The sequence below is a fragment of the Meiothermus hypogaeus genome (genome assembly GCF_003574035.1).
Classification (GTDB): domain Bacteria; phylum Deinococcota; class Deinococci; order Deinococcales; family Thermaceae; genus Meiothermus; species Meiothermus hypogaeus.
In genome coordinates, this window is sequence record NZ_QWKY01000045.1 from 1 (window position 1) to 19,480 (window position 19,480).

The 19,480-nt window shown below is 61.1% G+C and carries 18 protein-coding genes; 12 read left to right on the top strand and 6 right to left on the bottom strand.

Annotated features, from left to right (window positions below; genetic code table 11):
* The first annotated feature begins 85 nt into the window (after positions 1-85).
* The 4 genes from Mhypo_RS11460 to Mhypo_RS11475 all read left to right on the top strand — a co-directional run bounded on the left by Mhypo_RS11460 (position 86) and on the right by Mhypo_RS11475 (position 3,436).
* Entirely contained in the window at positions 86-388 is a 303-nt protein-coding gene (locus tag Mhypo_RS11460) for an outer membrane lipoprotein-sorting protein (RefSeq protein ID WP_240637230.1), read from the top strand.
* Positions 389-550: 162 nt separating this feature from the next.
* Positions 551-1,783 (top strand): ABC transporter permease, encoded by a 1,233-nt coding sequence (locus tag Mhypo_RS11465; protein ID WP_119341431.1) that lies wholly within the window; start codon positions 551-553, stop codon positions 1,781-1,783.
* 14 nt (positions 1,784-1,797) lie between these two features.
* The gene (locus Mhypo_RS11470; RefSeq protein WP_119341432.1) at positions 1,798-2,472 is read left to right on the top strand and encodes an ABC transporter ATP-binding protein; all 675 of its coding nucleotides are present in this window, start codon (positions 1,798-1,800) and stop codon (positions 2,470-2,472) included.
* On the top strand, positions 2,453-3,436 hold the full coding sequence (locus Mhypo_RS11475) for a hypothetical protein (RefSeq protein ID WP_244947019.1): 984 nt from the start codon (positions 2,453-2,455) through the stop codon (positions 3,434-3,436). The genes Mhypo_RS11470 and Mhypo_RS11475 overlap by 20 nt, the downstream gene beginning before the upstream one ends.
* Before the next feature lie 6 nt (positions 3,437-3,442).
* On the opposite strand, the gene Mhypo_RS11480 is transcribed toward Mhypo_RS11475, so the two are convergent.
* The 3 genes from Mhypo_RS11480 to Mhypo_RS11490 all read right to left on the bottom strand — a co-directional run bounded on the left by Mhypo_RS11480 (position 3,443) and on the right by Mhypo_RS11490 (position 6,804).
* Entirely contained in the window at positions 3,443-5,593 is a 2,151-nt protein-coding gene (locus Mhypo_RS11480; RefSeq protein ID WP_119341433.1) for an alpha-amylase family glycosyl hydrolase, read from the bottom strand.
* Between the two features lie 82 nt (positions 5,594-5,675).
* Entirely contained in the window at positions 5,676-6,545 is an 870-nt protein-coding gene (locus tag Mhypo_RS11485) for a DMT family transporter (protein WP_119341434.1), read from the bottom strand.
* Between the two features lie 4 nt (positions 6,546-6,549).
* On the bottom strand, positions 6,550-6,804 hold the full coding sequence (locus Mhypo_RS11490) for a hypothetical protein (protein WP_119341435.1): 255 nt from the start codon (positions 6,802-6,804) through the stop codon (positions 6,550-6,552).
* A 52-nt stretch (positions 6,805-6,856) separates the two neighbouring features.
* Between Mhypo_RS11490 and glyA the strand changes: the two genes are divergently transcribed.
* Together glyA and Mhypo_RS11500 are read left to right on the top strand one after the other, a co-directional pair.
* Positions 6,857-8,089 (top strand): serine hydroxymethyltransferase, encoded by a 1,233-nt coding sequence (gene glyA, locus Mhypo_RS11495; RefSeq protein WP_119341436.1) that lies wholly within the window; start codon positions 6,857-6,859, stop codon positions 8,087-8,089.
* A 129-nt stretch (positions 8,090-8,218) separates the two neighbouring features.
* Positions 8,219-8,620, top strand: coding sequence for a hypothetical protein (locus Mhypo_RS11500; RefSeq protein WP_119341437.1), 402 nt, complete (start codon positions 8,219-8,221; stop codon positions 8,618-8,620).
* On the opposite strand, the gene Mhypo_RS11505 is transcribed toward Mhypo_RS11500, so the two are convergent.
* Positions 8,614-9,300, bottom strand: a complete 687-nt coding sequence (locus tag Mhypo_RS11505; protein WP_119341438.1) for a TIGR02466 family protein — start codon at positions 9,298-9,300, stop codon at positions 8,614-8,616. The two genes, Mhypo_RS11500 and Mhypo_RS11505, sit on opposite strands and share 7 nt — an antisense overlap.
* Before the next feature lie 17 nt (positions 9,301-9,317).
* Positions 9,318-9,560 carry a hypothetical protein gene (locus Mhypo_RS11510; protein ID WP_119341439.1) on the bottom strand — a complete coding sequence of 81 codons (243 nt, stop codon included), beginning with the start codon at positions 9,558-9,560 and terminating at the stop codon, positions 9,318-9,320.
* Between the two features lie 284 nt (positions 9,561-9,844).
* Between Mhypo_RS11510 and gabT the strand changes: the two genes are divergently transcribed.
* The 6 genes from gabT (at position 9,845) to Mhypo_RS11550 (ending at position 17,963) form a co-directional block, all read left to right on the top strand.
* Positions 9,845-11,149, top strand: coding sequence for a 4-aminobutyrate--2-oxoglutarate transaminase (gene gabT, locus Mhypo_RS11515; RefSeq protein ID WP_119341440.1), 1,305 nt, complete (start codon positions 9,845-9,847; stop codon positions 11,147-11,149).
* A 115-nt stretch (positions 11,150-11,264) separates the two neighbouring features.
* Positions 11,265-12,470: an ABC transporter ATP-binding protein gene (locus Mhypo_RS11520; protein WP_240637232.1), complete on the top strand. Its 1,206-nt coding sequence runs from the start codon at positions 11,265-11,267 to the stop codon at positions 12,468-12,470.
* Positions 12,463-13,368, top strand: a complete 906-nt coding sequence (locus Mhypo_RS11530; RefSeq protein ID WP_119341441.1) for an ABC transporter permease — start codon at positions 12,463-12,465, stop codon at positions 13,366-13,368. Before Mhypo_RS11520 ends, Mhypo_RS11530 begins: the two co-directional genes overlap by 8 nt.
* A 145-nt stretch (positions 13,369-13,513) precedes the next feature.
* A complete protein-coding gene (locus Mhypo_RS11535) occupies positions 13,514-14,236 on the top strand; it encodes an ABC transporter permease (RefSeq protein WP_371862128.1) in 723 nt (240 codons plus the stop codon).
* Between the two features lie 81 nt (positions 14,237-14,317).
* Positions 14,318-15,346 (top strand): polyamine ABC transporter substrate-binding protein, encoded by a 1,029-nt coding sequence (locus Mhypo_RS11540; RefSeq protein WP_119341454.1) that lies wholly within the window; start codon positions 14,318-14,320, stop codon positions 15,344-15,346.
* Positions 15,347-16,694: 1,348 nt separating this feature from the next.
* The gene (locus Mhypo_RS11550; RefSeq protein ID WP_119341443.1) at positions 16,695-17,963 is read left to right on the top strand and encodes a serine hydrolase domain-containing protein; all 1,269 of its coding nucleotides are present in this window, start codon (positions 16,695-16,697) and stop codon (positions 17,961-17,963) included.
* A gap of 4 nt (positions 17,964-17,967) precedes the next feature.
* On the opposite strand, the gene Mhypo_RS11555 is transcribed toward Mhypo_RS11550, so the two are convergent.
* Positions 17,968-19,269 carry a delta-60 repeat domain-containing protein gene (locus Mhypo_RS11555; protein WP_119341444.1) on the bottom strand — a complete coding sequence of 434 codons (1,302 nt, stop codon included), beginning with the start codon at positions 19,267-19,269 and terminating at the stop codon, positions 17,968-17,970.
* Positions 19,270-19,480 lie beyond the last annotated feature (211 nt).

A 19,480-nucleotide genomic window follows, 5' to 3' on the forward strand; every position in this document is an offset into this window, starting at 1 on the left:
GGATGCAAATGCTCTCGGCGGAACTGGGTACCCCGGTCTCGCGCGAAGGTACGCGATTGTGGGTAACCTGCTAGAGGAGGCCACCATGCGCCAGCGTTCGCATCAGCCCCAGGCCCCCACCCCCTACGGCAAGCTCGTGTTGCAGGCCAGCAAGCCCGGTTTCGTGCCGCGCGAGGTGCTCTACTACGACCAGCGGGGCCAGGCAGTACGAAAGATTACCTTTGCCCAGTTCGCCCAGGTAGGCGGACGCAGCTTCCCCACCCAGACCACGGTAGAAGACTTGCTACGTACGGGTCATCGCACCAGCGTGGTCTACAGCAACTACCGCTTTGGCCAGGCCATCCCCGAAAGCTGCTTTTCGGTGCGGGCACTGGAGGCCGGTTGCTAAGGCAAGTTCGCAAAGACGCCGGAACCTCGAGGCCATATGTCGCAGGCCCAAAGAACGTCCAGAGTCAAGGGTCAAGAGGGTGGAATACCGACGATGCTCGCTATGGGCGATCCGCTATCGGCTTAGAGCTTTGGGCAGTAAACAGGTAGAAGCGAGGCACACATGTTCAACCTCTTCAGCCTTTCCTGGCGCAACATCTGGCGGCACCGTGGGCGCAGCCTGATGACAGCGGGTGCGGTGGGTCTGGCGGTGTATTTTACGCTGGTCTACCTGAGCTTCCTGGGAGCCATGGAAAACGGCATCTACAACAACCTCACCGCCTCGGTGGGGCACTTGCAGGTGCGGGTGGAGGGCTACCGCGAAAAGCGCGAGTTCCGCGACTTGCTCATTCCCAATGCGGCCCAGGTAGAAGCTCGGCTGGCCACCCAGACCCAGGCGAGCCGGGTGGTGGCCCTCGAGATTCCCGCGCTGGTGGCCGGCGAAACCCGTTCCAGGGGGGTCTTGCTGATTGGCGACCAGCGCCCTTCCGAGCTGCGCGAACGCTTTGTGAAGCAGTCGCTGGTTGAAGGGCGTCTGCCGGAGACAGGCGACCTGGAGAGCATTGCACTGGGTGTCTCGCTGGCGCGGGCCCTCAAGGTGGGGCTGGGCGACCCGGTCTATGTGTACGCGCCGGGCACGGAAGGGCGGGGGGCCGGGGCCTACCGGCTGGTCGGGCTGCTGCGCTTCCCCGACCCGGCTACAGAGGCCCAGAGCGCCTACCTCGCGCTGGCTGCCGCCCAGGAGCTGGCCGCGCCGGGCAGTGCTACCCGCATCGAGTTACATTTCCCCTTCACCCGATACAGCCAGGATAACCAGCTAGACACCCTCCAGCCCCAGCTCGCGGCCAGTCTGGGGCCTGGCCTGAGCCTGGAAAGCTGGCGGCAGGCCAGCCCCGCTATTGCGCAAATTTTCAACCTGCTTACGCCCCTGGTACTGATTTTTGCCGCTATCTTTTTTGGGCTGGCGGGGCTTCTGGTGGTCAACACCATTTATCTAGGTCTGCTCGAGCGCACCCGTGAGCTGGGCGTGATCGTGGCCCTGGGGGCGGGCCCGGCCCAGGTGACCCGGATGGTGGTACTGGAAAGCCTGCTCCTGTGCTCGAGCGGCACTCTGGTGGGCGGGGTGCTGGGGCTTGCTACCATTGCGGCCCTCTCCGGGGGGTTCTCGCTCGAGGCCCTCTACGGCGAGGTGGGTGGGGTGTTTGGTCTGCCCGAGAAGGTGTACCTGAGCCTCGGGGCTTGGGATATTCCCATCACGCTGGGCTTTACCTTGATCACCGGCCTGCTGGCGGCCTGGTGGCCAGCCAGGGTCGCGGCCCGCTTGGAGCCCGTAGAAGCCATGCGCTTTACTGCTTGAACCCGAGGTGGCGAATGAATCCAGTTTTGCAGGTCAAAAACCTCAAAAAGATTTATAAGGTGGACACCGTGGAAACCCCCGCGTTGCAGGGGGTGAGCCTGGAGGTGCACCAAGGCGAGTTCATCGCGTTAGCCGGGCCCTCGGGCAGCGGTAAGAGCACCCTTTTGCACCTGATGGGGGGCCTCGACAAACCCACTTCAGGCGAGGTCTGGCTGGGCGGCAAACGCATCGATGGCCTGTCCAGGGCCCAGTTGTCCGATCTGCGCCTGTGGAATGTGGGTTTTGTGTTCCAGGCCTACAACCTGATTCCGGTGCTCACGGCCCTCGAGAACGCAGCCTTTGTACTCGAGCTGCGCGGTGAACCCAGGGAGGTGCGCGAGTCCAAAGCCCTCGGCGCGCTGGAAACCCTGGGCATGAAGGACTTTGCCCACCGCCGCCCCAACCAGCTTTCGGGTGGACAGCAGCAGCGCGTAGCGGTAGCCCGCGCCCTGGCCGCCCGGCCCAAAATTATCCTGGCCGACGAGCCCACCGCCAACCTCGACTCCAAGACCGGCCTGGCCCTGATCGAGCACATGCGTACCCTTAACCGCGAACATGGCGTCACCTTTGTCTTCAGCACCCACGACCCCAGGCTACTGGAGCGGGTAGACCGGATTGTGCGGCTCGAGGATGGGCAGATTGCGGCGTAGCTTCGTCGAGGGCCAGCAGCGTATTGCGCATCGCTCGTGGTTCGTAGCGCTGAGCTCATGGCTAGTAGCGGTTTGCCTTCAGCCCATCCTGGCGCAAAACCTGGAGACCCGGCTCGAGCTTCGCTATAGCACTGCCCTGGCCATCAGCCATACACCCCTGACCACAAGCTGGAGCCTTGGGGCTCACCTCGAGGCCCGCTACGACCTGAGCCCCCTGCGCTTTCAACTGGTGCTGGATCCTGGGGTGCGCTTTTCTACTGCAGTTACCACCGATGCGGGCCTGACCGAGCTGTACATGCTCTACCGCGAGGGCGAGCTGGACGTAAGCGCGGGACTCGAGCGCCTGCCGCTGGAAGTCGCCCGCCTCGCGCTGCCCTATAGCCTGGAGCCCGTCGGTTCGCTGGGCAGCCGCCAGGGCCGCTGGGGTGTGCGAATGAGCTGGAACCCCGAAGTCACCCGGCTGCGCCTGGCAGTGTTGGAAGAGGCGGGCCGGCTGGTTCCCGTCCTGAGCCTGCGGCGGGAGTTTGGCGAGTTTGAACTCGAGGCCCACGCCCTCTACCCCGCCCGCCCCGTGCTGGGCCTGGGCGGGAGCGGTACCGTGGCGGGGCTGGTGGTCTACGGGGAAGGCTGGCTTTTGCTCGACCCCCCCAAGACCCGCTACGCGCTGGGCCTGAGCGGTAGCCTGGGCGAGGGTTGGTGGGCGCTCGAGGGGGGCTACGCCAGCACCTCGCCTCTCTTGGCTGCAAGCCATTTCCTGGCCGGGCAGTGGGTCTTTCCCCAGGGGGAGGACGCCAGTTGGAACCTGAGTACTTACCTGCTGTTGGACCATCCCCTACGGGCCCAGCTCAGCGCCAGTTACATTTACCTCTTCTCCAGCTATGAACTCAGCAGCAACCTGAACGTTTTACTCAGTAATGAACGCACCGTGCTCAATATAGTTTTATGGGTGCGGGTTTTCCCTTAGAGGAACTTACTGCATCCGCTCCAGATACCGCCACCCCAGCCCAGGCAGCCCCACCTGCGCCTGATAGGCACGCCCTTCCACCACATCGCGCCACCGGCCCTCGGGCAAGCGCAGGCTTATCCGCTCAGTGCCGTTGTTGAAAGCCGCCAGCACCTCGCCTACCCCCGGCTCGCCTCGCAGGAAAGCCAGCAATGAGCCCTCGCTCAGATAGGTGCGGAAGAGCGGGCTCTGGAACGCTTTGATTTGGCCCTTGAGCCGGCCCAGCAACTGATAGTGGCGCAGTACCTCGGCCCGGCACTTCTCCCACTGAAGTGGATACCGATACAGCTCGTTCACCGGCCACTGCCCCCGCTCACCGGTAAAACCGCATTCCTCGCCCTGGAAAAACACTGAAGCCCCCGGCAGGGCGTAGAGCATGGCCGAGGCCAGCCTGAGCCGGGCCAGGGCTTCGGGCGATGGGGCATCGCGCAGCCCCCCACCCCCCAGGTCGGTGAGTACCCGTTGGGTGTCGTGCGAACCGATCAGGTTGAAGCCCATGGCCGCTACCGCTTCGGGGTAGGCCGCATAGACCCGCGCCAGCTCGGAAAGCACCCGCCGTCCATTTTGCAAAGGCCCACCCCGGGCAAAGCCCAGCACGCCCCCAAAAGCCGGAGGCGAGCCCCCCCGTCCCACGGTGTAGTTCATCAGCGAGTCAAACTGATCGCCTTGCAGGTACTGCGGGCGCAGATCCCAGACCTCGCCCACCAGGTACACCTCGGGCTTCAGGGCCTTGAGCTCGGCCCGCCACTTCTGCACAAACTCGGGGGCTATTTCATTCGCCACATCCACCCGAATCCCATCGAAGCCAAAGTTGAGCCAGAACTTGGAGACCCGGATCAAATAGTCCTGCACCTCGGGGTTGGCGGTGTTGAGCTTGGGCAGGCTGCCCAGATCGGCCCAGCCCACATAGGCCCGCCCATCCCCAGGGGTGAAGGGCCACCGGCGGACGAAGTACCAGTTCCAGTAGCGGGAGGCTCGCCCTTTCTTCACCACGTCCTGAAAGGCCCAGTGCCCCAGGCCGGTGTGGTTGGGCACAAAGTCGAAGATGACCTTGATACCCTGGCGCTTTAGCTCGGCCAGGAGTTGCTTTAGGAGGGCGTTATCGCCTAGGCGGGGGGCTACGCGCACGTAATCGTGGGTGTCGTAGCCGTGGGCCGAGCCCGAATCGAAGAGGGGGTTGAAGTAAATCAGGTTCACCCCCAGCGCCCGCAGGTGCGACAGACGCGCCAGCACCCCGGCCAGGTCGCCACCGTAGTACTGCTGGCAGCAGTGGTAATCGTCCGGCGGGTCGTTCCAGCGCGAAAGGTAGGGCAGTTTGCCCGTCCAGGTCTGGTCGAAGCGAGCCTGGCTGGTTTCCAGGGCCCGGCGGTCGTTCTTGGGGTCGCCGTTCCAGAAGCGGTCGGGGAAAATCTGGTAGCCCACCCGCCCCGCCACCCAGTCCACCGCCCGGAAGGGCTTCGCGGGGATTTGGTAGGGGCCAAAGGTCTGTTCTTGACCTTCTCTATCCACCACCTGAATGCGGTACATCTGCACGCTGAGCGGCAGCGCAGCCCGCCAGACCTCTGCGTCTGGTGCGGTGAGTTGCAAAGCCATGGGGTAGGGTTTGTCGGCCAGCAGCACCGCCTGCTGGATGCTGCCCTGGGGCACCTGGAAGCGCACCGAAAGGCGGCCTGCCGCCTGCGAGACGAACTGTGGTTGGTTGGGTTCGTGCACCAGGGCCAGCCCGCCGGTATCGGGCAGTTGGTCGGCAACCCGGCCCACCTCGCGCAGGGCGTTCTGTCCCCCCTGGCCGTCGTCTACACAGCCCTGGGCCTCGAGGTCTACCTGCGGGGTACCGAAGGTCTCGTCCTCGCACATGTTGCGGGGCCATTGCCCGTTGATAAAGAACTTGTACTGCACCGGGCCGGGGGGCAGTTCTACCGCTACCTGCCAGACCCCTTCTTCGGTTTTTTGCATGGGCAGCTCGGCCCAGTTGTTGAAACTCCCGCGCAGGCTCACCGAGCGCACCTCGAGGCCATAGGGAGGGTCGTAGGTGAAGATAACGGCAATTTTCTGCTGGGCCCACACAAAGCCCAGCAGGAGCAACACCCCTAAAATCCACCGCCTCAATCCATGCACCCGCTACCTCCAGCCCGTTCCTGAGCGTTATAACGCTTATCTCAGTCTACAATCCGACCCCAGCAGGCAGGTGAGCAGTGGTTCAGGTCGAGCGTGGAACCTCGAGAACAGCTTTGGGCGGCTTCAAAACCATCCACAACACCCCCAAAAGCACCAAACCGGCCCCCAGATACCCCAGCAGGCTGAAGCGCTCACCCCACCACAGCCAGGCCGCAAAGGCCGCCACCACGGGCTCGATGGTCGCCACCACTGAAGCGCGGGTGGCCTCGAGGCGCCTGAGCCCGGCAAAGTAGAGCGTGACCGCAAAAAAGGTCGATGCCACCGTGAGGAAGGCAATGGCCGCCCAGGCCTCGGCGTTTTTGGGCACAAAATCCACAAAAGGCAAGAGCCCCAGTGCTCCCACCGGCAGCGCATACAAAAACACCGTAGGGGTGGTGTATCTATGCAGGTAGAGCTTGCCAAAGAGGTAATAGGTGGCGTAGGTCAGGGCCGACAGCAACCCCCAGAAAAGGGCCGCCAGGCTCACCTTCACCCCGCCCCCTTGCAGGCTCACCAGCGCCACGCCCAGCAGGGTCAGGCCCACCGCCGCCAGCTTGTGAGCGTCCATCGGCTCGCGCAGGAAAAGCCAGGACAACAAAGCCACAATGGCCGGGGCAGTGTACAGAAGCACCGCTGCCAAAGCCGCCCCGCCGCTCTCGATGGCCAGCTGATAAGCCCCGTAAAAAAGCGAGATACCCACCAGGCCAAAGCCCAGCACCGCCCAGCGGTCGGGGCGCTCGAGGCGCACCTGTTGCATCAGCACGGCCTGAGCGCCGAACAGCCCCGCGCCCAGGGCAGCCCGCCAGAAGGCCACCTCGAGGGGGCTCACCCCCTGTTCGAAGGCCCACCTCGAGACAACCCCCAGGAGACCCCACAAGCAAGCTGCGGCTAAAACGTAGAGGTAGCCAGCCAAGGTTTTACTCAGTAGCCCGGTGCTGGCGCCGGGCCATCACGCTCCAGACCATCCCCAGGCCCAAAAACAGACCCGAGCCAAAAACCACCAGGTAGGTAATCCAGAGGCGGGGGTTCACGTTGTAAAAGTCCCGGCTGCGCTGGGCCGTGAGGGCCACCAGGTAGTCGCGGATGGTGATGAAATTCAGCGTGGCCAGGATAATCGCCACGATCAGCAGGATAAGCCCGAGAATCAAAGAGATACGCCCCAAAACGCTCATACTCCTAAGTGTACCGGATTGGGGGCCGCTTGGATATTGCTATACTTGAAGGGTGATCAAGGCTCCCGAAAATCTCCCCCGCGACGAGCTGGTCTTCGACCTGATCCGTCAGGAAGAAGAGCGCCAGCGCAACGGCCTGGAGCTCATCGCCTCGGAAAACTTCACCTCGGCGGCGGTGCGCGAGGCGGTAGGCAGTGTGCTCACCAACAAATATGCCGAGGGCTACCCCGGCAAGCGCTGGTATGGTGGTTGTGAGATTGTAGACCAGGTCGAAACCCTGGCCATCGAGCGGGTCAAACAGCTCTTTGGGGCGGCCTGGGCCAACGTGCAGCCCCACTCGGGCTCGAGCGCCAACATCGCGGTGTATGCCGCCCTGCTCAAACCCGGCGACACCGTGCTGGGCATGGATCTGTCGCACGGCGGCCACCTGACCCACGGTTCCCCGGTCAACTTCTCGGGCCTCAACTACAAGTTCTTTGGCTACAAGGTGCGCCAGGAAGACGAGCTGCTGCACATGGAAGATGTGCGCGCCCTGGCGCTGGAGCACAAGCCCAAAATGATCATCTGCGGGGCCAGCGCCTATAGCCGCATCCTCGACTTCAAAGCCTTCCGCGAGATTGCCGACGAAGTGGGGGCCTACCTGATGGCCGACATCGCCCACATCGCGGGGCTGGTGGCCGCAGGTCTGCACCCCTCGCCCCTGCCCTACGCCCACGTGGTCACCTCCACCACCCACAAGACCCTGCGGGGGCCGCGCTCGGGCCTGATTTTATCCAATGACCTCGAGATGGCCGCCATTCTGGATCGCTCCATCTTCCCCGGAACCCAGGGTGGGCCGCTAGAGCACGTCATCGCCGGTAAAGCGGTGGCTTTCTGGGAGGCTTTGCAACCTGCTTTCAAAACCTACGCCGCCCAGATCATCAAAAATGCCCGGGCCCTGGCCGCCGAGATGCAAAAGCGCGGCTATCGTATCGTTTCAGGTGGCACCGACAACCACCTCTTTGTGGTTGACCTGCGTCCCCAAGGCCTCAACGGCACCAAGGCCACCCGCCTCCTGGATGCTGCCCACATCACCATCTCCAAGAGCACCCTGCCCTACGACACCGAGAAAATCATCCACGGCGGGGGCATCCGCATCGGCACCCCGGCCATCACCACCCGGGGTATGACCGAAGAGCATATGCCCCAGATCGCCGAGTTCATTGACCGCGCTCTCAAAGGCGAAGACGCCCAGGCCCTGAAGGCGGAGGTTAAGGCTTTCGCATCCCAGTTCCCCTTGCCGTAAAGTTTTGCGTTACGGGCCTGTTGTTCCTTTCTGGGGGATTTCTCCATCGGCGGGTCATGATTCATAATCAAAAAAATTGGTGAGCCCTGGTCGTCCCGGGACGAGTGTCTTTATCTCATGCAGGAACCCATGCCCGAAGAAACCCCCATGGAGATGCGCGCCCGCCTCGAGCGAGAGGCTCGGGCCGAGCGTGAGCGGCTCCGGGCAGGGCAAAAGGCCCGCCTCGAGTCATTGGTGGTGTTTGGGGTGGTGCTGGTGCTTTTTTTGGGGGTCGCCCTGGCGTTTCTCTTCCCCCGCTACGAGGCCATCCAGACCTGCTACAGCAGCGTACGCGCGGAGCTGGGGTCATCGGTCAACCCCCTGTTTCCTGGCTTCTGGCGCGACCTGCGCGCCCTCAAATCCGAGAACGGTACACAAAGCCTCGAGTCCTTTGTGGACACCACCGACAACCGAGGCGCCAGTATTCGGCAGCCTTATCGCTGTACTTTCCGCTACGGCGCCCCAGCCTCCTTTGCCATCAACTTTCAATGAAAGCCATACTCGAAAGCCTGGTTTCCTTGCTCGCCATGCACCTGGGCATTGAAGGAAATGATTACCCGGTCGCGTTCGCCATCGTAGGGCATGGCTTTGTGTAGCAGCCAGCTCGGAAACACCACCAGCACACCTTCCTCGGGGGTTACGTCGAAGGTGGACTGCTGCATGTAGGCGTTGCCCATGTCCATGTGGGCGCCCCCCAACAGGTTCAGATGTGGGGCATAAAACCGGGTAATGCCGTTGAGCGCACCCAGAACCGGGTGCTGTTGGCGTCGCTCGGCAGGGTCGAGCTGCACATAGTACACCCCCGACCAGGAACAGTTGCCATGGTTATGGATGTCGTGGAAGCCAAAGCGATTTTGAATCTGGAACCAGGCCCCCACCACCCGCATCTGCAAGTTGCGCACCCCAACCTGCTGCCAGATGGGCCCGTTCATGGCGCTGGCGGCTTCGAACACCGCGTTGGAAATGAAGCCAAACAGGGCCTGTAGGGCCGGGCTCTGATAGCGCTGCAAGATATCATCTGAGCTGCTATATACCGTGCCCTTCAAGCCCCCTTTGGCTTGCAGCTCACCATAGAACAGCCGAAGCAATTCAGCATTAACTTCCTCCGCTTGGTCGTACTTGCGCACCAGGATCGGGGTGGGCCACAAGAGTTGTACGGCTGACTGGTTCATGCTCCATACACTACCCTCTAGTTGTTCAAATAGATGATGTACAGGCCCACGGTGAGCAACACTTGCACCCCTAAAGCCCAGCCTGCCCAGGCTCTAAGCCCCCGCCACACCCCCCACCATCCCCAAAGCATCAAACCCAGTAGCACTATATGAAACCCATTCAACAGTGCTTGGCCCAAGGCGAAAAAATACGCAGATGTATACACCAGCAGACCTGTCAGTAGCAACAAACCCAGCGTGGCAGCTACTTTATTCAGCACGTCATAAGTCTAACTCAAGCTGTCACCCAGCCCAAAATCGCCCCACTCCTCGCCAGGGTCGGTGTGTGAACCCTCGCAAACATTTGCCAGGTGCGCTTTAGACAGTCGGTATTGTGCTCGTAGGCAGGCGACCTACCTGGGTATCAGGCCCCCCACCTAGCCTCCCCCGTTGGGGGAGGAAGGAGTGGTTTGCTTTATGCACCAGCCCTGACACTCCTCACCCAAGGGGTACACAAGCGAGGGCAGGCGGGATACACTCGAGGTCGGACTATCGGAGGAAATCTATGATTCAAGCCCCTTCCAAAAACCAGGCCTTGATCGAACGGCGGCACAAAGTGGTGCCCCGAGGCGTCTCGCAGGTACACCCCATCGTGATTGCCCGCGCTCAGGGTGGCAAAATTTGGGATGTCGAGGGCAAGGAATACCTCGACTGGTTCGGGGGGATTGGGGTGCTCAATGTGGGGCACAACCACCCCAAGGTAGTAGAGGCGGTCGAAAAGCAACTGCACCAGTACATGCATACCTGCTTTCCCGGCGTGGCCTACGAGCCCTACATCGAGCTGGCCGAGCGGCTTACGGCCACCGCGCCCATCGGCGGCGATAAAAAGGCTTTCTTCCTCAATACCGGCGTGGAGGCCACCGAGAACGCCATCAAGATTGCCCGCTCGTTCACCAATCGGCCCGGCGTGATTGCCTTCCGGGGCAGCTTCCACGGGCGCACCCTGATGGGCATGACCCTTACCGGCAAGTCCAACCCCTACCGCCAGAACTTTGGCCCCTTTGCCCCCGAGGTCTACCACGCGCCATACCCGAGCGAATACCACGGCATCGACACCCGCAAGGCCCTGGACGGGCTGCACGAGGTATTCGATACCCAGATTCAGCCCGACCGCGTGGCCGCCATCATCATCGAGCCGCAGCTCGGCGAGGGGGGCTTTGTACCCGCACCCAAACCCTTCCTCAAAGCCCTGCGCAGCCTCACCCAGAAGCACGGCATCGTGTTTATTGACGACGAGGTCCAAACCGGCATGGGCCGCACCGGCAGGTTCTGGGCCATCGAGCATGCCGAGGTGGAGCCCGACCTGATCTGTTTTGCCAAGAGCATTGGCGGGGGGCTGCCCATCGGCGGGGTGCTGGGCAAGGCCGAGATCATGGACGCGCCCACTGTGGGCGGCCTGGGCAGCACCTTTGGGGGCAACCCCCTGGCCTGTGCCGCAGCCCTAGCGGTACTGGACATCTTCGAGCAGGAAAACCTGCTGGAAAAGGCCCAAAAGCTGGGGGAAATCCTGCACGAGGGCTTCCGCCAGATTCAGGCCCGCTTCCCCCAGACCGTGGGGGACGTGCGCGGCCTGGGGCCCATGATTGCCATGGAGCTGGTCAAAGACCCCGCTGCCAAGAGCCCCGACGCCCAGCTCACCCAGCGCCTGCTGGAGATTGCCCGCGAGAAAGGGCTGCTCTTGTTCAAAGCCGGGATGCATGCCAACGTTATCCGCTGCCTGGTGCCGTTGGTGGTGAGCGAAGAGGAAGCCAGGAAGGGTCTGGAAATTTTGGAGGCAAGCCTCGAGCAGGCCCTGAGCGAAGCCAGATAACCTGTGTTTGGCGCAAAGCCTCCTGCATCAACGTGCAGGAGGCATTTTTTTGAAGGGCCGCAACCGCCAGACCCTGGTCAAAAACCAGGCCCCTTTGGTAATCTGAGCGCCAACCATGACCACCGTTGCACGGCCCCCGGCCACAGGCGAATCCCTTTCCATACAGAACGTGGTCAAAAAATTTGGCGACTTTACCGCGCTGGGCGGGGTAAGCCTCGAGGTGCCCTCCGGCGAGTTCTTTACCCTGCTGGGCCCCTCGGGCTGCGGCAAAACCACCCTGCTGCGGATTATTGCCGGCCTCGAGGTGCCCACCGAGGGCCGGGTGGTGCTATTGGGCAAGGACATCACCCCCCTACCGGCCAATCAGCGCCCGGTCAATACCGTCTTCCAGAGCTATGCCCTTTTTCCCCACCTGTCGGTCTGGGAAAACATCGCCTTTGGGCTTAAAAGCCGCCGCATGGACAAGGCCGAGGTGGAGCGGCGGGTCAAGTACGGCCTCGAGATTTTGCAGCTCGAGCGCTTCAAAGACCGCCTGCCCCACCAGCTTTCGGGTGGGCAGCGTCAGCGGGTGGCCCTGGCCCGGGCCCTGGTCAACGAGCCGCAGGTACTGCTTCTGGACGAGCCCATGAGCGCCCTGGACGCCAAGCTGCGGGCCGAGGTGCAGGTGCAGCTAAGGCGGCTCCAACAGCAGCTGGGCCTGACCTTTATCCTGGTCACCCACGACCAGGACGAGGCCATGGCGGTCTCGGATCGCATCGCCCTGATGCGCATGGGCCACCTCGAGCAGGTCGGCACCCCGGACGAGGTCTACGAGCGGCCCCGCACCCGCTACGCCGCCGAGTTTCTGGGCGCGGCCAACCTTATCAAAGGCCTTCGGCTTCCCATGGGTTTCGAGGCCTCTTTTGGCAAGCTGGCCCTGAACCGCACCCCCCCCTGGGACGAGGGCTACGTGGCCATCCGCCCCGAGCGGGTGCGGCTTTCCGAGGTTGAGCCGCGGCAGAACGGCCTCAGGGTGCGGGTGCGCGAGGCGGTCTACCGGGGGGCCTATCAGGAGGTCTGGCTCGAGACCCGGAGGGCGCGAGCATCCGATGAATTGCGGGAAAGTTTATCGAGCAGTGCAATGGCCTCGTCTTCGCTCGAGACCCGGAGGGCGCGAGCATCCGATGAATTGCGGGAAAGTTTATCGAGCAGTGCAATGGCCTCGTCTTCGCTCGAGCCCTGCGATATTCGCGTGCGTACCGCCCCCCACCCCACCTTTCAGGCCGGGCAGGAACTCTGGGCCGAGCTACCGGCAGATGCGCTGGTGGTGCTGGATGAATAGGCTCATCGTCTGGTTCGGCGAACTCACCACCCCCGCCCAGCTCTACCGCCGAGGGCTGTGGTTCTTGCTGCCTGCGGTTATCTGGATTCTGGGCTTGCTGGTGATACCGGGCCTCTCGCTGGTGGCCCTCTCCTTTGCCGAACGAGGCCAGTACGGCGAGGTGGTCTGGCGCTTCAATCTGGAAAACTACGCCCGCCTCTTGGGTTACGGCATCTTTGGCTGGAGCCCCGACACCATCCTGATACTGCTGCGGAGCCTCTGGGTGGCTTTTGTCACCACCCTGGTCTGTATCGTGCTGGCCTATCCCCTGGCCTTCTTTATTGCCAGCCGCCCCCCGCGCACCCGCTACCTTTGGCTGGCGTTGGTGATCATCCCCTTCTGGACCAACCTGGTCATCCGCACCTACGCCTGGCAGATGCTGCTGGCCCCCGACTTCCCTTTCGCCAAGCTGGCCCAGGGCCTGGGCCTCCTGGCCCCGGACGCGGGCCTGTACCCCAGCCCGCTGGCGGTCTATATCGGTATGGTGACGGCTTTTCTACCGTTTGTGGTGATGCCCCTGTTCTCCTCGGTCGAAAGGCTCGACTGGAGCCTAGTGGAAGCAGCCCAGGACCTCTACGCCAGCCGCATCCGTACCTTCTTTCAGGCCGTCTGGCCCCAGACCCTGCCGGGCCTTACGGTGGGTGTGATCCTGACCTTCATCCCGGCCATGGGGATGTTCGTCATCCCCGACCTCCTGGGCGGAGCCAAGTATCTTCTGGTGGGCAACCTGATTCAGCAGCAGTTTTACGCCAGCCGCGACTGGCCTTACGGAGCGGCGGTTAGCCTGGGCCTGATGGTCATGACCCTTATTGGTTTGGCCCTCTACCGCCGCCGGGGGAAGGATGTGGATCTGGTATGAAGCGGGCCGGTAGCCGATGGCCAGTGATCCATAGTCGAATAGCCACAAACCATAGACTATCGGCTATTGACAGGAGGCATATGTGCGCCTGAACCCCTGGGTGGGCATTACGGCCATCGCCACGCTGGCCTTCTTGTACCTGCCCATGCTGGCGGTGGCGGTGCTCTCGTTCAACAAGACCCGCTACGGCTTGCAGTGGTCGGGCTTCACCTGGGACTGGTACGTGCGGCTTCTGAACAACCCGGACATCCTCGAGGCCACCCGCAACACCTTCGTGCTGGCGCTGGTTTCCACCGTTATCGCTACCGTGCTGGGCACGCTTTTTGCCATTGCCCTCGAGCGCTATCCTTGGCCCCGGCGCAGCCAGGGCTTTCTGGAGAACCTCCTATACCTGCCGGTAGTCACACCCGACATCATCTTTGCAGTGGCCCTGGTGGTGGCCTTTGGGGCTTTTCGCATGGTCTCGAGCCTCTTTGAGCCGGGCCTCTTCACCATGATTCTGGGCCACGTGACCTTCCAGATTGCCTTCGTGGCCCTCACTGTGCGCAGCCGCCTCAAAAGCCTGGGGCACGACCTCGACGAGGCCGCCCGCGACCTCTACGCCAGCTACGGCTACTTTGTGCGCCACGTGCTGCTGCCCCTGCTCACCCCCGGCATCGTGGCCGGGGCCATGCTGGCCTTTACCCTCTCGCTGGACGACTTTGTGATTAGCTTTTTCACCTCCGGCCCCACCTCGCAAACCCTGCCCCTCCTGATTTACGCCTCGGTGCGGCGGGGCGTCACCCCCGAGATTCACGCCCTATCCACGCTGATTTTTTTAATAACGGTGCTCCTGGTGCTGGCCTCCGAACGCCTGACCCGGCGCTGAGCAAGCTCAAAGTGAGCCCCAACCCCGCATGGAGAAACGCAAGCCCCTACGGTAAACTAAGTGCATCCTGGAGGAGAAATGATGAACCGCCTGCTGGCTCTACTCGGCTTAATGGTTTTGCCCCTGGCCCTGGCCCAGCCCCGCGAGATGCGGCTTTTTATCTGGTCGGAGTACATGGATCCGGCCATCATCAAAGCCTTTGAACAAAAGTTCAACCTGCGGGTGCGCATCGACCTCTACGAGTCCAACGAAGACATGCTGGCCAAGCTCCAGGCAGGCGGGGTCTCGCAGTACGACGTGATTGTGCCGGGCGACTACATCATCCCCACCCTGATCCAGCTCAAGCTGGTGCAGCCGCTGGACAAGAGCAAAATCCCCAACCTGAAGAACCTCGAGCCCAAGTTTGCCAACCCGCCCTTCGACCCCGGCAACCGCTACAGTGTGGCCTACCAGTGGGGCATGTCGGGCATCATGTACCGCAAAGACCGTGTGCCCACCCCCACCAGTTGGAGCGTAATTCTGGGGCCGGGGGCCGACAAGCCCTTTGTGCTGATGGACTCCATCCGCGAGATGATGGGGGCCGCGCTGCGCTACCAGGGCAAGTCCATCAACAGCAAAAACCCCGCCGAGGTGCGGGCTGCCGGGCAGGTACTCCTGAACGCCAAGAAGAACCCCCGCTTCCTGGGCTTTGAAGGCGGGGTGGGGGCCAAGAACCGGCTGGTCGCAGGAACCGCTACCTACGCGGTGGTCTACAACGGCGATGCCCTCAAGGCCGCCGAAGAGAACAAGAACGTGGGCTTTGTGGTGCCCAAGGAGGGGGCCGCGCTCTTCCTGGACAACATGGCCATTCCCGCCCGCGCCCCCAACCCAGAGGCCGCTCACCAGTTCATCAACTTTATTCTGGACGCTAAAATCGGGGCCCAGCTCTCCAACTTCAACCGCTACGCCACCCCCAACAAGGCCGCCCTGCCTTTTATCAACCCCGCCGACCGCAAGAACCCCGCCATCTACCCCGATGCCGCCACCATGGCGAAGCTCGAGTTCGTCCTCGACCTGGGCAAGGACACCCGCCTCTACGACGAGGTCTGGACAGCGGTGAAGAGCCGCTAGAGGCACGGGTTCAGGCTCAAGGCAAAGCGCATCAAAGCTGCTGGTGTCGCGTTGTTCAGCCGTTCCACTATTCCAGTCCGGGCGTTACAACCCAGACAAAGCTGCACAACTTCACCACAATAGACCCCTGATAGTAGGGTTCACTACCAGGGGGACAAGGAGGCCCCCCTACGGGCCAAATTCGTATGTAGCATACTGCAAAACCCGTAGTTTGCTGGGAACTGTCGCATCTTCCAGTATCACAAAAATCAACTTGCCTGGTTGGCTTACAAATTCCAATGCGGGCGCATCCGAGCATTGCACCCGCAGGTGGGGTATCTGCCCGTAATATAAAGTAAAATACTGTCTGTAAAAACCCTTCCACATATCCAGTCTAGGCAAGGGAGGTTGGGTTTCGTTCCGCGATGGGCTGGTAGCCGGTCGGGTTATCTGGAATCGAATCGCTACAAACGTTCCTTCGCTACCTGGCATGGGTTCCCAGTCTGCAGCAACATGCCCCGCTAAAGTATGCGCTCAAACTATGGGGAGCCTACCCATACCGATCGTTTCTCCCGTGTAATACGAAGCCCACTAGGAAGGCTCGCATCTTCTTCGATAACCAAACCTTCCACGTTTGAAGTTTCGTTGATTTTCAGGAACTCAACCCTTTCGGGTTGTTTGTCCGGTAGACAATGCCAGGTCAGATCAACCAGGAACTTAGAGCCAATTTCTTGTTCAGGATTATACTTCCAGATAGTATATCTGGTTGTTTCAGGAAACGGCTGGGGGTCTGGGATGCGAACAGCCTGACCGGCTGGAAGGGGGGCAGTCTCAATGATAATAGGCGGTCCCACAGTTTTATGAATAGACCACTTTGAATCCTCCACATGGTTTGTTACCATCACCCCCTGGCAAACGCCATTTGCCTTGTACAAGACGGGTAAGGCTGGTAAAGTTGCTGGAGTATACAACGGGCAGGCCGTAAGTATCAAGGTAAGGCCCGCCAGATACCACCTAGACCACCTGAGTCCTTTCATTGCAGCTACCTCCGGTACATGCCGTATGCCCCGCTATAGTAGGCACCCATATCGGTTACGTTGACAAACGTACCCTCCCTGAAGTCGCCCTTGTACCTGGTTATCCACAAAAACACAGTAGCCGAGAACCATCCCTCGTGCACAATGTAGGCTTGAGACATGGCGTAGTGACCTTCCAAGCCATTTTCTCTACCGGTCGGGTAAAGGGCAATGACTGGCTCATTATCCCGACCAATCTTTCCACGTGCAATGTCCCGTACGCGCCAGGTGTGTTGACTAACGGTATTTAAACTCAGGTATATTATTCTTATCGAGCCCTACAATGCAATCAGATGCCATTTCAAAGTCTCCAGACTAAACTTCAAACCCTTCTTCAAAACCCCCTACACGCCATTCCCAGCCTTCAGGTTGTGGTCATCCGGGCCGGGAACATCGTCTATGCCGAGTCGTTTGGAGACCGCTATATTGACCCGAACGACCCCGGCAAAAACCTTCCGGTAAACAACCAGACCCGCTTCCGGGTGGCCTCCATCTCCAAGCTGGCGGTGGCCCTGGGGATAATGCGGCTGGTTGAGCAGGGCACAATAGACCTGGAGAGCGACGTAAGCGAGTACCTGGGCTTTACCCTGCGGAACCCGGCCTTCCCCAAGGCGCCCATTCGCGTCTGGCATCTGCTCAGCCACACCTCTTCGATTCGGGACGGTAGCCGATACGCCGTTCCCAGCCCCTACACCCTGCAGGATTTCTTCAGGCCGGAGGGGCGCTTCTTTGAGGACGGGGCGCACTTTGACCCCCGCCATGCCCCCGGCGCCTACGCCCAGTACGCCAACCTCAATACGGGGCTGCTGGGCACCCTGATTGAATGTGTTGCAGGGGTGCGCTTCGACCTGTTTATGGAGCGAACAGTGCTGCGGCCTCTGGGGTTGGGAGGTGGGTTCAACGCGAGCCGGTTCACCCCGGAGGAGATCGGCAACCTGGCGGTGCTGTATCGCAAGCAAGCAGGCGGTGTGTGGAACCCTTCAGGCCCCTGGGTAGCGCAGGTAGATGACTACGGTGGTGTGATACCCCCTGGCCCCATAACCCAGAACCCCGATAAGCCCGACGACAGTTTGGTGGTGGTGGACTTGAGCACCTACCAGCCCGGCACCAACGCCACTTTTTTCTCGCCGCAGGGGGGCCTACGGGCTTCGGCCTTGGAACTGGCCCAGATGGCGCTGCTGTTTATGGGGAAAGCACCCCCCATCCTGCAACCCACCACGTTGCAACGAATGCTGCAACCCCAGTGGATATGGGACGGACACAACGGCGATACGATGGAGGGGCAGGCCCTCAGTTGGGGGTTGGGGGTGTGGCGTTTTACCAACACCCCCGGTCTGGATTGTCCGGTGAGGGGTCACGGGCGGCCCTGGTATGGGCACCTGGGCGACGCCTACGGTCTGCTGAGCGGGCTGCTCTTCGACCCAGAGGAACAGAACGCACTCGTCTACATCCTGGGTGGGCAGGGCTGTGACCCCACCACCCACAGGGGTATTTACTCGGCCTATACCCGCTGGGAGGAGGAGGTATTACACGTGTTATATGGCTTTTTGCAAAGCATTTGAAGCCTTAGCGGAAGCGCAGCAATACAAAGTTGTATTGCCCGTTGACGTGGGCGTATCCGGCCACTACCAGCTTGCCATCGGGCTGGAGAACCACCGCGGTAGCGGAAGTATCTTGATGGGACATAGGAACAAGCACCTTGCCACCACTACCGAAGCTCGTATCCAGACGACCATCTTGGTTGTAGCGCAAGAGTAAAATGTTCCCCTGGTTTGCTGCGCCAAAACTGTACCCCGCTACCACCAGCTTGCCATCGGGTTGAAGAAGCAAAGCTTCAACATCGTCGGCGTAGGAGCTGACCTCCTCAATCACCACGCCTCCTTTGCCAAACGAGGTATCCAGGCTACCGTTCGAGTTATAGCGAACCAGGGCAATGTCTGCATCAGGCACACCATCTGTATCTTCATTGGTCAGGGCATCGGTGGCTCCAGCAGCTAACAGCTTGCCATCCGGCTGCAAAACCAGGGCCTTGATTTCGTCGTTGCTATAGTCGGTGATGAGGGGTGTAACCACCAGACCCTTCTTACCAAAGCTGTAATCCAGACTGCCATCTGGGTGGAAGCGGGCTAAAGCAAAGTTGGCTTCCGATCGACCTGCCGCCACCAGTTTGCCATCGGGCTGGCGGACAAGGCTATTAGCGATATCCATGGGAGCTAAGACCGAACTAAACTCTGCAAAGGCCACTCCCCCTTCTCCGAAGCGGGTATCCAGGCTGCCGTCCGGGTTGAAACGGACTAAGGCGAAGTCCGGGCTAAGAAGTTCCACCCCCCACCCTGCCGCCACCAGCTTGCCGTCGGGCTGGCGCACCAGGGCCCGGATGCCGCTATCGCTTTTCCCAACCGATAAGCTCAACATTCCATCTTCATCAAAGGTGTTGTCCAAACTACCATCTGGGTTATAGCGGGCCAGCGCAAAGTTACGGCTACTGTTTCCTGCTGCAACCACCTTGCCATCGGGTTGGATAATTAGAGCAAAAGCCATCTCGTGAACCGAGGTAACCGGGGCCACCGCCGTTCCTCCATTCCCAAAGGTGTTATCCAAGCTTCCGTCCGGGTTGTAGCGGGCTAGAGCAAAGTCGTTCTGCCTACCGTCATAGCTAGCGCCAGCCGCTATCAACTTGCCGTTGGGCTGGAGGACCAGGGCATAGGCTCGAGCATGCTGACCGAGTGGAGTGATTACCTTGCCGTCTTGACCAAAGCTCGAGTCCAGTTGGCCGCTTGGCCCCACAAAAGACGGGTCGAATATGGATCCACCAGAGCAGGCCGACAAAAAAACCAGAGCCAAAAGCAAAAAGAACGTTTTTTTCATCACGGCAGTCCTCCCAAAAGACGCCTTTTTCCTACCAAAGCAGTTGGGTGAACAAAGGTACTGTAGCACAGATTTTTTCCGGGCGAGGGTCAAAAGTATACGCAGCCTCTTATCTGTTACACTGAGGGCAGATGGACGTGCAAAAGGCCTGTATTCCGCCTCCAGGGCCGGGGGCTGTTTTGTGCTGCAAGCAGTACATCATTTTTGCGGT

Coding starts and splice junctions, on each gene's coding strand:
- Mhypo_RS11460 (WP_240637230.1), top strand. CDS start 86: ATGCGCCAGCGTTCGCATCAGCCCCAGGCCCCCACCCCCTACGGCAAG.
- Mhypo_RS11465 (WP_119341431.1), top strand. CDS start 551: ATGTTCAACCTCTTCAGCCTTTCCTGGCGCAACATCTGGCGGCACCGT.
- Mhypo_RS11470 (WP_119341432.1), top strand. CDS start 1,798: ATGAATCCAGTTTTGCAGGTCAAAAACCTCAAAAAGATTTATAAGGTG.
- Mhypo_RS11475 (WP_244947019.1), top strand. CDS start 2,453: ATGGGCAGATTGCGGCGTAGCTTCGTCGAGGGCCAGCAGCGTATTGCG.
- Mhypo_RS11490 (WP_119341435.1), bottom strand. CDS start 6,804: ATGAGCGTTTTGGGGCGTATCTCTTTGATTCTCGGGCTTATCCTGCTG.
- Mhypo_RS11500 (WP_119341437.1), top strand. CDS start 8,219: ATGCCCGAAGAAACCCCCATGGAGATGCGCGCCCGCCTCGAGCGAGAG.
- Mhypo_RS11505 (WP_119341438.1), bottom strand. CDS start 9,300: ATGAACCAGTCAGCCGTACAACTCTTGTGGCCCACCCCGATCCTGGTG.
- gabT (WP_119341440.1), top strand. CDS start 9,845: ATGATTCAAGCCCCTTCCAAAAACCAGGCCTTGATCGAACGGCGGCAC.
- Mhypo_RS11520 (WP_240637232.1), top strand. CDS start 11,265: ATGACCACCGTTGCACGGCCCCCGGCCACAGGCGAATCCCTTTCCATA.
- Mhypo_RS11530 (WP_119341441.1), top strand. CDS start 12,463: ATGAATAGGCTCATCGTCTGGTTCGGCGAACTCACCACCCCCGCCCAG.
- Mhypo_RS11535 (WP_371862128.1), top strand. CDS start 13,514: ATGCTGGCGGTGGCGGTGCTCTCGTTCAACAAGACCCGCTACGGCTTG.
- Mhypo_RS11540 (WP_119341454.1), top strand. CDS start 14,318: ATGAACCGCCTGCTGGCTCTACTCGGCTTAATGGTTTTGCCCCTGGCC.
- Mhypo_RS11550 (WP_119341443.1), top strand. CDS start 16,695: ATGCCATTTCAAAGTCTCCAGACTAAACTTCAAACCCTTCTTCAAAAC.
- Mhypo_RS11555 (WP_119341444.1), bottom strand. CDS start 19,269: ATGAAAAAAACGTTCTTTTTGCTTTTGGCTCTGGTTTTTTTGTCGGCC.